This is a genomic window from Lysinibacillus sp. KCTC 33748, assembly GCF_002237755.1.
Classification (GTDB): Bacteria; Bacillota; Bacilli; order Bacillales_A; family Planococcaceae; genus Lysinibacillus.
This window is the reverse complement of sequence record NZ_MWSJ01000002.1, coordinates 439,145-452,454: the sequence shown is the minus strand read 5'-3', so window position 1 is coordinate 452,454 and position 13,310 is coordinate 439,145. Positions and strand designations below refer to the sequence as shown.

At 34.2% G+C, this 13,310-nt stretch carries 7 protein-coding genes; 2 read left to right on the top strand and 5 right to left on the bottom strand.

The features are described from left to right. Positions 1 to 93: 93 nt before the first annotated feature. The 4 genes from B1B04_RS04950 to pdxR all read right to left on the bottom strand — a co-directional run bounded on the left by B1B04_RS04950 (position 94) and on the right by pdxR (position 5,444). Complete coding sequence (locus B1B04_RS04950) at positions 94 to 492, bottom strand: hypothetical protein (protein ID WP_139376942.1); 399 nt, start codon at positions 490 to 492, stop codon at positions 94 to 96. 1,131 nt (positions 493 to 1,623) lie between these two features. After that, positions 1,624 to 2,367, bottom strand: coding sequence for a type II toxin-antitoxin system HicB family antitoxin (locus tag B1B04_RS04940; protein WP_079560374.1), 744 nt, complete (start codon positions 2,365 to 2,367; stop codon positions 1,624 to 1,626). A gap of 490 nt (positions 2,368 to 2,857) precedes the next feature. After that, complete coding sequence (locus tag B1B04_RS04935; RefSeq protein WP_079560197.1) at positions 2,858 to 3,310, bottom strand: DUF4362 domain-containing protein; 453 nt, start codon at positions 3,308 to 3,310, stop codon at positions 2,858 to 2,860. A 742-nt stretch (positions 3,311 to 4,052) separates the two neighbouring features. Continuing rightward, positions 4,053 to 5,444, bottom strand: coding sequence for a MocR-like pyridoxine biosynthesis transcription factor PdxR (gene pdxR / locus B1B04_RS04930; protein ID WP_079560196.1), 1,392 nt, complete (start codon positions 5,442 to 5,444; stop codon positions 4,053 to 4,055). A gap of 245 nt (positions 5,445 to 5,689) precedes the next feature. Between pdxR and B1B04_RS04925 the strand changes: the two genes are divergently transcribed. Continuing rightward, positions 5,690 to 6,898 carry an MFS transporter gene (locus tag B1B04_RS04925; RefSeq protein WP_079560195.1) on the top strand — a complete coding sequence of 403 codons (1,209 nt, stop codon included), beginning with the start codon at positions 5,690 to 5,692 and terminating at the stop codon, positions 6,896 to 6,898. A 436-nt stretch (positions 6,899 to 7,334) separates the two neighbouring features. Then, a complete protein-coding gene (locus B1B04_RS04920; RefSeq protein WP_079560194.1) occupies positions 7,335 to 8,438 on the top strand; it encodes a hypothetical protein in 1,104 nt (367 codons plus the stop codon). A gap of 82 nt (positions 8,439 to 8,520) precedes the next feature. Here B1B04_RS04920 and B1B04_RS04915 read toward each other — a convergent pair whose 3' ends face one another. After that, the gene (locus B1B04_RS04915) at positions 8,521 to 12,996 is read right to left on the bottom strand and encodes an endonuclease (protein WP_079560193.1); all 4,476 of its coding nucleotides are present in this window, start codon (positions 12,994 to 12,996) and stop codon (positions 8,521 to 8,523) included. Positions 12,997 to 13,310 lie beyond the last annotated feature (314 nt).

The following is a 13,310-nucleotide window of genomic DNA, read 5'->3' as shown; positions in this document are numbered from 1 at the left end:
ATACTTCTTATCCAACTAAACTGCTTCGTTAGCACAAGAAGAAACAAGATGCTGCCGCTGCAACACCTTGTTAAACTTTTGCATCCTATTAGTTCAACAATATTTTTTCTTTATAATTTCTATTGAAGTTTCATCAATACCAGTAATATTGGATATTGATTTTAATTCAATGCCCTCTTTTAATGCTTTTCGCGCAGTCGTTATGTTTTGTTTTATTTCTGAAATAATATTTTTTATGGATAAATGGTCAACAACTAAATATTCATCTAATACTTCCCCATCCAAGTCGAACTCAATGGAGTATGTTCCAATTTCTTTATCAAAGTAAAAAAAATTCACAGTAAAGAACACAAATGCTTCAACCCTTGAGAAGTTATATATTAATTCGATGGATTTTTCTTCAACACTAATGAATTCTTCGTACAACTTCCCATTAAACGTGTCTAAATAGTCATATCTATCTTCCTCACGCCATTTCCTAAAACTTTCCAAAATCCCTTAATTGTTTGATTTTTTGCATCGTGTTTTTGTTCCCATTCATGTAAGGTTTTAGCGTTCAAATCAAACACCTCTTTTTATTATCAAGTTATTTATTTTCACTTTATTTACATATGTAATTTTTTCCTTCTTTAACTAAACCGCACCGTTAGCACAAGAAGAAAAATGGAGCTGTCTAAGCATTCCAATGATCTTCAAGCAAACCTCCTTGAGGATACTAAATTCAATAATTTTCTTTTTTCCAACTTTTATATTCTCGAAACTCTAAAAAGCTATAAACTAATATCGTTGATAAAATAGGGGCAACATAATGCTTCGGAGGTCCAAATATACAGTTAGCAACAATGAAACCTGTAATATAAAGTGCCATATATAAAAGATATGATCTTTTTCGATAGGTTAAATATAGTTTTACCTTACTCATTACTTTTCCTTTCACAACAAAATACTTACTAATTATCGATCTTGAACTATTCTGCTTAGTTTGTAAAAAACGTCTTCACTTATTGGAGAAATGCCACTGTTCTAATTTCTTACCAAAGAATACTTGACCTATCAAATCTTAACAATGTATTGCATTTATTCATATATGTAATTTTTTCCACACCCCACTCAACTTCTTAGTTAAGGTATATTTCTACACAAGTTATTGATATTCGACGAAGTAGTGAATTACTTTATTTATTAATCTCCTCAAAATCAAAATTCCAAAATTATATTTCGCTTAGATATACAAAAATCCATATTTCAGGAGGGATCTATATATGAAAAAACATACTACAATCGGAAAATTCATTTTGGGATAGGCTTCTTTATGTGTATGAGTGGATTTGGAACATCACTCGGCCCTCTTAATTACAATTCATTTATTCCGAACAAATCTGCAGCACTACTATACATTTTTATTGGAATTGCTTTTTTGCTAACTTCAAACTTTATTAAAAATAGAACGTATCGATAACCAAATGTTTTTTCTTTACCTTCACATATTCACTCAATATAGGGATGTAATTTAATATTGTACTTTACTATATCTGCTCATATCAGTTCCTTAACTCTTAAGTGATGCCACCCTATAAAAAAAAGAAACCACCTCAAAAATAATGAGATGGTTACCTCTTTCAGTTAATTGATACTGTATTCTGGATCTGTTACTTCTTTTTTTAATATTGCTGCTTGCATTGCAGAAATCTGTCCCTTTTTTACTAATTCATTAATTGATTTGAACATAATTTTTTTATTATCTTTTTCAAATTTCAGTCGTTCTTTTTCCCTCTCTAACCACTCAATGGAAGTACGATGTTTGATAACTACTTTTTCAACAAATTGATTAAATTTCTCTTGTGCTTCAGATCTTGTATGTACTGAAAATAGTATCATATTAAACGGCCACTCGGGATTTCTTCGGTGCGAGGAATCAAAAAAAAGAATTTCCTCCTCCTCTGAATAATCTCCAAATTGAATATCCCACTTTCCTTGGTCATTTTTATAACCAATGGCCTCGATTCTCTCTTCATATTCTTCAGCGTAATAGTCAATATGCCAATGTGCGTTTTTCAAATGTTCCTGTATTTCTTCGGCATACGGTTCAAACGAAGTCTTCACATGGATTAAATCCATTCCTTGAGAAAGATTGTTACTTTGAATAGGGATAGGTTTAGGAAGTTCTTCATTATCATATAAGATTCCTGCTAAAGAGTAAGCTAAATCCTTTTCTGCATTTTTTATCGCAATAAGTTTGGTTTTGCCCCAGCACAAAGGAATATCCCACCCGTTTTCAGGAAAAAGAGTAGGGAAATAAACACCATATGTTTCATCAGCATCCTGTTGTATAAATGCTGGATATACTAATTCTCCGAAATATAACATAGCTGCACACCCTTTAATCATAACTTCTCTTTACAATAAACTATTTTACGATAATTGCAATCAAATCTATTTCAACTTAATTGCCTAGGATCGTTCAATAAAGAAAAAAAGAGCTGCCCATGCAACTCTTTGATTTTCAAGGAAAGCACCGTCACTTTAATAACAATTTTATTTTCGTTTACAAAAAGAACAAATTGAAACACTATTTGAACTTAAACCAATATGTAGTAAATACTAAAATCAAGTTAAAAAAATAAAATGGAGACTATAATATAGACCAATATGTCCCTATTATTATTAGAACGCCTTTGATGCCATTTAAATTAAACTAAATTATGTTATCAATCACTGGTGGCAAGGTTGCACCTAGTATTATAAAAATAAAAAAGTATGGAACAAAATTAAATGCAAACAGCCCACTATAAGATTGATATTTTTTATCAGAAAGCCTTTCAGATACTGGCGTGTATATTACTCCTTAGTCTTTTCCCTATTGTGAAATTTGAAAGGAAAAAGTATCTCCAACAACCGACGAACACCCACTTAAATAGTATTCGCCTTCATCATTATTTCTTGATTCTAAATTAGAACAAGACGTACTTTTGATTCCCTTTCCAGAACCCGCATATCCATCTTGTGAATCATCATAAGTATATTGAATTTCGTTGCCGTCATAATTTAAATTATAAAAAATTGGGTCTCCTTCAATCGTGTACATTGTAATACGAACATCATCTTTTACACCTTTTTTAGCATTTTTTATAAAATTCTCGAATTTATCTAAGTTACTAATTTTTCCGTGAACATTGACTACATCGCCATTCTTCATTGCCTCTTCGGGGTGAGAAGATTTCTTCAGATTGTTAATTTCACTTTCCTGTTGGCAACCGAGTAAAAATATTGATAATAGTGATAAATACAGAATTAAACCAAACCTTTTCAAACATATCACTCCTTCTATAAAGGTAGTCGTATTTCTTTTGTTTTCGTTTCAAGATTATTATGTTTTAATTGCTGCTCCACTTTAAAATAAAAAAAGAGCGTTTGAACAGCTCTATGCTTTGCTTCTAAAGCACCATGTTCGGATTATAAGGTCAACCAGAGAAATTTAGTTAACTATTTCATTTAATTTATAAGCTGGCGTAGAACGGAAGCACCCATGGAATGCCAAATTGCCATTCTCTCCTTAAAACGAATTATTTTTTGCAGCAAGATTAAATTTACTAAACGTTATTTTCTATTTTGTAAAAGGAGATTTAGTGTCTTTTTAACAACCTTCTTTTAAAACTTTTTGATTTTTTTAGAATTATATAAGTTATATAAAGAATGCCATTAAAAAAAAGTAAAAAAATACACTGCACTACTGTGATGTACAAAATCATTAAAAAATCTGCGTGTAATACTAAGGTTTCACCAGGAGGCTTTTCTTTGAAACGAAACAATAACGGATAATAAGAAAGCAATATAAGCCCAAAGCATATGCTCATAAAATTCAAGTTTGAATTTGCTAAACCATAGAACACTATTGATAAATACAATAGTTAAAGGAAAAATTATATATTTAAAAAGTACTATATCAATTATGTTAAATAGTATTGAATCATAAATGAATGGAGCTATACAAACAGGTTTTCTTTCTTATTTGATCTCTTTTAAATACCGATGTTATGCGGTCCCTTATAAGATTACAACCAAATTTTTGCTAATTGTGAAACTCCTTTTATGATCTCTTCCTCACTTAAATTACCCAATCCAAGTAAGATGTGTGGATATTGTGGTTTATATTTCGAGAAAGTTTGTGAGCATGGATGAACTGCTATTCCGTGTTCATATGCGCTTTCTATTAGCATTTTTTCACTCATTTTTGTTTTAACTTCAATAATAACGTAAACTCCGGAGCTACTACCTTTTATTTCAACATCATTTTTAAAGTGTTTTAGTAATTCCCTATTCAATAGGTTCATTTTACGTTTATACAAAGCCTTCATCTTCCTTAAGTGTGAGTACCAATATCCTTCATTCATAAAGGCCGCCAATGTTCTCTGATGAATAGATGAGGATGTTTGCTCAAGCAAAGGAAGTATCTTTTTATATTCACTTACTAGCCTCTTTGGCAAAACCATATAACTAACCCGGATAGAAGGTAGCAATGCTTTTGAAAAAGTTCCTAAATAAACCACCCTATCATTAGAATCTAAGCTTTGAAGAGATGGTATAGGTTGATGAATGTAACGAAATTCACTATCGTAATCATCCTCAATAATATATCCTTCCACCCTTTTTGCCCATTGAATTAACTTTAATCTTTCATTGACGGGGATAGTTACTCCATATGGAAAGTGGTGAGTAGGAGTGACATATAAAAGTCTAGAAGGTGACTGTAAAAGGCGATCAACTTGAATGCCTTGTTCTGTTACCGGGATTGGATCTATGATAAATGACTGAAGCGCAAATAGGTCCCTTGCCACATTATATCCAGGGTCTTCTACTGCCAGATATTGATAGTCTTGCTTTAGCAACAGCGTCAAAAGTAATAACAAGTGTTGTGTACTACTGCCAATAATAATCTGTTCAGCAGAAGTATTAACCCCTCTTGATTGGAACAAGTAATCTACTAGTGCCTTTCTTAATTGAATATCGCCTTGCTTTTCTCCGTATGAAAACATGCTAGGGTCTTTAATAACTTTGTTTGTAAGCATTCTCCATGTTTTCAAAGGGAAGTTCTCTTGATCCACTGTCCCGATTTTAAAGTCAATCGTTTTTATGTCAGTTTGATTCTTTTCATGATGTTGTTCTTTAATAGGTTCATAATTAAGCGTCTCATCCGATATATTTGCATCTACAAAAAACCCCTTTTTGTTCTCACTTCGAATATACCCTTCCGATTGCAATTGTTCATAAGCTAGCTGAGTTGTGTTTCTGCTGACCTCTAGTTGGAGAGCAAGTTGCCTAATCGATGGCAACTTTGTATTCCACTCTAATTTACCAGATAAAATCTGAGTTCTTATGTATTGATAAACTTGTTGGTACATTGGAATATTATTTTCTCGATTGATATTAAAAATTAGCTCATTCATTATTGAAATACCTCATCTGTCATTTGTGTTTATTATAAACTGTACCTTTTAGAAATGACAGTATAAATGAATAATGAATTTAGAAAAAGGTCACTGATAACATTATTTACGTACATATTTTGTGGGAATCAACTTGATAGCAGTAAGAATTCAAGGAACTTCTGTTATCTTGGAAGGTCTTAGCCTAAGTTCCTCTGTTTCAGCGGGTGGTACAAGGAATTTAATATTTTGAGGAGGTGCAAATATTGGATAAACCTCGATTATGGACAAGAGATTTTATCAGTATTGCCATTACTAATTTTCTCGTGTTTACAACATTTTTTTATTTATTGGTCACATTACCGATATATGCTATACAAGAATTGCATGGTGCCAAAACTGAAGCTGGACTTATTACTACAGTTTTTTTGATTGCCTCCATCCTAACACGCCCATTTGCAGGTAAATGGATCGAAAAGGCAGGAAAATACGTCGTTTTTATAAGTTCCCTCCTTGTTCTTTTCGCAGCTTCAACTTTGTATTTTATTCCGCAATCTTTGATTGGCTTACTATTTCTTCGTTTTTTTCATGGAATTGGCTTTGGGATGGCCACAACAGCCACTGGAGCAATTGTAGCTGATCTCATCCCTGAATCCCGTAAAGGAGAAGGAATGGGGTACTATGGATTAACGCTAAATCTTGCTATGGCTATTGGTCCCTTTTTAGGTTTGACTGTTATGCAACAAACAGCGACAAGTCTAATGTTTATCATCAATGCAAGTTTTGCTTTCTTTGCACTCGTTGCAGGATTATTTGTTAAGTTACCTAAGAAAACTTTTATGCAAGAACGGGAAATTGAACGAAACACAAGCATGAAGGTTGGAGATTATTTGGAACGTTCCGCTATTCCTGTATCATTGGTTTCAGCTTTCTTTGGACTGATTTATTCAGGAATTATTTCCTTCGTATCCTTATATGCTAAAGAGCAAAGCTTAGTGGAAGCTGCTAGTTATTTCTTTGTTGTGTACGCAGTGGTTCTTTTAATATCACGACCTTTTACCGGAAAATGGTTTGATTTATTCGGGGCAAATAGAATCATTTATCCCGCTATTTTATGCTTTGCAGTCGGTACGTTCTTACTGAGTGTATCGAATACGTCCTTGTTATTTCTTACATCAGCAGCCCTTATTGGTGTTGGATGGGGAACTGTATTTCCTAGCTTTCAAACTATTGCTATTCAAGTAGCACCTCCTAAAAAAAGAGCATTGGCTACGGCTACATTCCTTTCTATCTATGATTTTGGGTTCGGCATTGGCTCATTTATCTTTGGTATTGCCGCAGCTAAAATTGATTACGGATCAATATATTTTTATTGTTCATTCTTTATCATAATCGGAATAGGTGTTTATTATTTACTGCATGGTAGACTATCTTCACATTCTATTGTGAAAAAGGTAAAGAAAGAGATTGCTTAGGGTTTTGACGTCAACAGCATATAAAATATGATCATTTTCACGCTTTTGCCGTGTAAAATCGATTCTTCAACATATATCATGCTGAACTCGATGATCCTACTGAAAATATACGTTTGAAAAGAATAAAACGCCACTTCTACTTAAACATTGAAGTGGCGTTTTGAGTACCCAGCGTTCGATCTCTCACACTTCCATATCTGCTAAACTCAGATTTCACATGACAAGATTCCACTACAATTTCCTTATCAAGCTTCCATAATCTCACTATCAGCATCTACTTTATGAACTTGTTAAAATACTTCTTCTAGTAAACATATCGGTTTTCCAATAAATATTGGTACTTTCGAAAAAATATGTAGATACTAATATGTGACTAAAGGTAGAATAATAAATGATAGATTATGACTAGATTATAGATTAAATGGAGGTTTTCAGGATGTTAAGAAATTTGTCTATCCTCTTACTGGTGTGTTTATTAGTAGGATGTTCGAGTAATGAGGGAGTTTCTAAGAAAAATGAAGAGGCTTCTGAGAAGCAAACAGCAGAGCAAGCTCTCCCTCAATCGAAAGAAGAATGGCAGAGTACGGTAAATACAAGTGAATGGTATGAGCAAACGAAATCTAAATTCCCTGTAGCGGCTGAACAATTTGTCGATTTTGATGGAGATAAAATCCCTGAATATATTTTGGGTTATAGTGATCAAACCAATTACGGCTACATCGTAGGGAAATATAATAGAACAAATAAAGCTTGGGAGAACTGGAGTGATCTACACTATGAATATCCAATTCATAACGAAATTGCATTCCATGGCGTACTGAATGGACCAGATGATAAAGAAATACTCATCGCGAGTGACTTTCAACCAGGCGTCAAAACGATTTCACATGAAGTAAACCTTATTAAGGCTTCTGATGATAATTCTCGTGTCATATTGGGCTTCAAAGCATATGCAGAAAATAGGGAGGATATAACTGTAAATCCCACTACAAATTCCTTTCATTTAGTAGGGACAGAAGTAAATCAAACCTATGTAGTAAAAGACAATCATCTATTAGCAAATAATGAAAAAATATTGCTAGAAACAGGACTTCCAATAATACATAATGAAGCATTTATGAAAGCATTAAATAATAGTTTCACCAAAACCGGGATTTCCTTTATGGACACTATTGGTGATGGCGTTCAAAAGAATAAGGCTATAGCGAAAGAAGAATCTTTTGAAGGTGTTTTATGCAAATCGTATGAAGATTACTCAATTTGCACTACATTTTACGATGGAAACATAAACAACGGACCAATTACACATGTTCTTTTATTTAACTTTAAAGAAGTAACGGCAAAAGATATTTCAAAAGCTATAAATCAAAAAGTGACAATAGAAACAAATGATTTCACGGATACTATTGACCAAATACTATATTTCGCAACATTTACTGTTGATGATATAGTATTCCATGCTGAATTCGATGGATCTACTGAAAATGCGCTTTTGAAAAGAATAAGTATTCAAAACACTAATGAGCACTACGAATTTTAGTAGAATTGAAAAGAGTGTAACAAAACTCAAACGCCACTTCAACTTAAACATTGAAGTGGCGTTTTGAGTACGCTTCTTTAACTTACCATATCTTCTCCACCCATTCAGGATGATCTATATATGGATTTCGATTACCTTGGATTTCGTAAATTTTTTCATTTCTTTGTTTTTCATATTCATCTACAGGATCTTGCTTGTGCCATTGTAAAAGAACAGAAAGTTTACCGTGATAAGGAGCTGTTCCATTATTAACTTTGTCATTTAATTCAAGATCCACCTTATCTCCAGCTTCATAGCGAGTGGCCATATATAATAGTATACGTGCTACATCACCTTTTACGCGGTTAGGTGGTTCGAATGAATCTGAATCTTTCAAGCAACCATTACAGCCTGCCACTGGACTGCCACCATTGTCAAAGTCTAAATTTCCTCTTGAGCTATTAACTTGTACATCAGTTGGGCGTAAGTGATGGATATCTGTTCCTGGTCCATTGCTTGTCCCAAAGTTACCATGTGACTTTGCCCACGTATGCTCTCGGTTCCAGTTCCCTACATTGCCACCACTATTTGTTTTTGGACTAGATTTCCCAGAGTAAAATAAAATGACATTACTCGGATTAGCAGGATCTTCATCCGTATACTTCAATGCATTCCAAACATCATCATAAGAAAGTACCTTTTGTACGGAGATAATATCATGAAGAACCTTTTTCAGTGCTTGACCTTCCTTGTTATAAGCACCTGTATAATAATCATTAGCAATGACTGTCACGCTGAAACTTGTTGTGACACTTTTCTTTCCATCAGATGCTGTAACGCCAACAATATGACTACCCTCTGTTAAATTAACTGTTAATACCGTTCCATTTATCGTCCCTTTTGTAGCAATAAATGAAAGTTTATCCCCATCAGGATCGGAAAAATGATTGGTTAAATCAATTTTAATTTCCTCACCAATAGCTACAGTTTTGTTAGTAATAGGTTCTTTAATGATTGGTTGATTGTTTTCAGCAGGCAAAGAAGGATTCACAATCGGTTTCCCCTTCGAATTTGTAAATTTAATTTGCTCAGGAGCTGCACCCTTTTTATAGATTATCGATTGTATATCCAAATTTTCAGCGCCTCTTATTTCACTGACATATGGACCTTCAATTGTGAGTGTTTTCACGCTATTGCCTTTAAGGTCGACAATCATCCCTGCTTTCACTGGACTAAGGATAACATCAGTCGTCTTAAAGCCTTCTCCATGTAGTTCTGCATAGCCACCTTTAAGGAACACACCTTTTGGGATAACAGATTGCGCATCTAAATGAAGTGCTATACTAGGTTTATTGATTGTTAATTTGTTCTTTTTGAAGTTCTTATAGTCATATACTATTTCAGGTTTAATCGATTCAACAGCTGAATCTTTATTTACATCGATTTGAACCATTACTGGATCATGGTCACTTGCACGACCTGCCATGTCTGTAAAATCAGCATTAATATGAAGAATATCAACATCTGTTTTCTCTGCCAAATTGTTTGACACTAAAATATGGTCTAATATTTGTGAATTCCCCTGATATACATATGTGTAACGATCAGGAGCCTCTACCTTATTAATCATATTCGTCATCCATTGACCTTCATGGATTTTAAGCGCATCCGCAAATTGATAATCATTAAAATCACCTAAAGAAACAATGTTTGCATCTAGATTTTTTGATTTAATGTCTCCAACAAAATTAGAAACAATATTAGCGATTTTTTTACGTTGTACTTCACTTCCATACTGTGGAGGCTGAATCGAACCAAATAATGGGGTATCTCCACTTTTAGAATTCCAATGATTTGCGATCACAATTACATCTTCATCTTGGAATTCAAATTGCGCTGCTAAAGGTTTACGGCTACTTTTAAACGCTTCATTTGCTGGATCAATACGCCCAGGGTTCACTGTTAATTTCCCATCTTCATAACCAACAGCTGTTGTCGCATCCCCTGCTGGAATACCATCCTTTAACTTCACCCGCTCTGGATTATAAAGGAAGCCAACTCGAATATTTGCATCTGGTGCTCCACCGTCTTGATTGTTAATTGGATCGATATTAACATACTGATACTCGACACCACCTACACCTTTAATGGCGTCGATTAATCTTTGATAACTTTGATCCGCTTTTGAATCTCCTGCAGATGGCCCGTTATTATCTTGTACCTCTGTTACACCAACAATATCAGGACTACCCATATCAATACCAATTGCTCTTGCTAATTTTTTCGCTTTATCATCAGTAGTAGAAGTTTTGTTATTAGAGAAGTTCTCCAAATTATAAGAGGCAATTGTTAACTTATCTTCTTCCTTAACTATTTTTGTCGTCTCAGGTGATGTATTTCCTTTTTCATGAGCTGCCTTCATCTCATCTAGAGAAGCATAGATTTTAAAGTTTTGATAGGAATAGCCTACGATTCCCGTAATTGGCCCTTTAAATTTATCACCTGTAGCCACTTCAAAATCACGTGCAGCGCCATTCGGTTCTAATCGGAATTGAACTCTGTTTGGATTTGCATTTTCTTTCTCATGCAATACCCCACCGTGAATTGTGTTTGTTGGTTCACCTTCAAGTACTGTTACTAAATCCCCATGCTCTTGTGGTGCTACCGCTTTCACGTTTTCAACTTCTACTCTCATGCCTTCGATACTTTCCCAAAAATCAATAGCGTCGATTGTTGGATTAAAAACCCCAAGATTATCACTGTCGATTTTACTAAAGGACATTTTTAACTTATCGATTCCAATTGCTTTTGGTAAGGCTACATTACTTTTAATGACCTCCACTTTTCCTTCTTGATCGTCACGCACATTAATTTGTGTTGTTTTTAAATCTGTTTGCTGCCTGTCATCATAACCATCGTATGCATATTCGCTTACTTTACCTTTAACAGATACTAAATCCCCAACCTTTATTGGCCATGGTTTCTTTCCACTGTACAGAAAAATACCTTCAGAAGTCTTCGGATCTTGATCGGCTAATTCATCTGGTGTTTGAATCGTATAATACCAATTATTATTTAACGTGAATGAATAAGTTACGATCCCTTCAATTCCTTCAACTGTTTTACCATCAAATGTTGTAGCATGCCCTGCACCTTGAATATCATGAATCTGTAATTTATCTGCAATGCTATATTCAAATGTAGTTATTTCACTAAACGTGCCATCTTTAGCTTTAACGATTGTTTTTAAAGTCGTATTTTTCCTAATTTCAATTGGTGTCTCATATTTAAGACTTTTATCAGTTGGCTCTGTACCATCTAATGTGTAATAAATTTCTGCATCTGCTGTCGATGTTGTTAAAGTTACTGTTGTTTTCCCAACAAACGTCCCACTTCCAGGAGATGCGCTAGCAGGCTTTAGTGCTGCACTATCCACTACGATATCTGCTTCTGATCGAGGAATCACCTGATAGTCTTTATCAAACTGTTGAACAATTCCAGTGATAGATTCATAGTTTGTACCAACAGTTAAGCCTAGAGAATTTGTCTCATCTCGCACAAGAAAATTCGTTCCGTCATTTGCAGTAAAGTTTGCCCATCCTGCACCTTGTTGAACATCTGTAAGCGTAACATTTTTCACTGTTACTAACTGCGATTCACTCTCTTCATTCACTTGAGCCCCTGCTACTACCTTTGGAGCAGGTACCCCAGCATTTTCAACTTTTTCAACGATTGTAGCACCATCTAATTGTAGTAAACCACGATAGTCAACTAACTTCCCTTTTAACGTAACTTCATCTCCGACAGACATAGCTAGACTAGTAGGTCTTACCGCAATACCACCTGTCTCATCTTGAACCGAAAACGTATTTTTTAAGCCTGCTGCAACTCTACCTTTGATCGTTACCGTTTCACCTACACTTTTATTCCGAGCATCTCCAATTGAGAGAATTGCCGGTACTTCGGGGTCAACAGGACCACCTGTATTGCCATCCATTACGTGTTGGCCTAAATTGGAGAAATTATCTACCGGTAATGAATCCCATTCCGATGCTGCATTAAAAGGATCATTAACAGTTGTATCACCCGTCAAAACTGAACTCTTTCTTACTAAAGTTACATCTTTAGCAAAATCTGCTGAAGAACCAACTTGTCCAATGGAATCGACTATTTCACCAGATTTCCTTAATACGACTGGATCATTTCCATTGAAATTAATAACCGTTATGTTCTCTAGATTTCCTTTTGCTTTAATGTTTGGATCTGCATCTTTATGATGTAAAACATACGTAGCACCGTTTTCTAGAGTACCTGTCAAACTCACTTTATTCTTCGCGGTAGCTTCTCCGTTCGTATGAAGTTCTAGCGTATAATTACTTAAATCAACCGCGGCACCTGTACCATTATAAATTTCAATCGCTTTATTGAAGGAAGTTCCTTCAATATACTCTGAAATGATTAAATCCTTTGCAAGTGTTTCAGCATTTACTGTAATGGGTGCTACAGGTGCGACAATACTTGCGACTAGAGTTGTTGCTAAAAAGGTATTTAACGGCTTCTTCCAATTCTTCTTTGACATCAGGTCAATTCTCCTTTCAATTTAAAGAATGTCAGTTTTTTTGCAAAAGATACTTTCGGTTTAGGTCTATACCGTACAGACGACAATTATCGCGTACGCCATGTCGTAAATGGTCGAACTATTCAAAACATATTTCCCCATTACATATATATGTAATCATATTATTATTAATTCACTATTTTTATAGTATATATATTATGTTAATGATTTGTAATAATAGAAAACACATCTACTACAGGGATTTTAACAATTTATAACATAATTTTAACATATAAATAAAATTTGACACTTACCTAATAGGCTTAATTATAAAA

Excerpts from the sequence above, each read along its gene's own strand:
- B1B04_RS04915 (WP_079560193.1), bottom strand. The coding sequence starts at position 12,996 with ATGTCAAAGAAGAATTGGAAGAAGCCGTTAAATACCTTTTTAGCAACA.
- pdxR (WP_079560196.1), bottom strand. The coding sequence starts at position 5,444 with ATGAATGAGCTAATTTTTAATATCAATCGAGAAAATAATATTCCAATG.
- B1B04_RS04940 (WP_079560374.1), bottom strand. The coding sequence starts at position 2,367 with ATGTTATATTTCGGAGAATTAGTATATCCAGCATTTATACAACAGGAT.
- B1B04_RS04920 (WP_079560194.1), top strand. The coding sequence starts at position 7,335 with ATGTTAAGAAATTTGTCTATCCTCTTACTGGTGTGTTTATTAGTAGGA.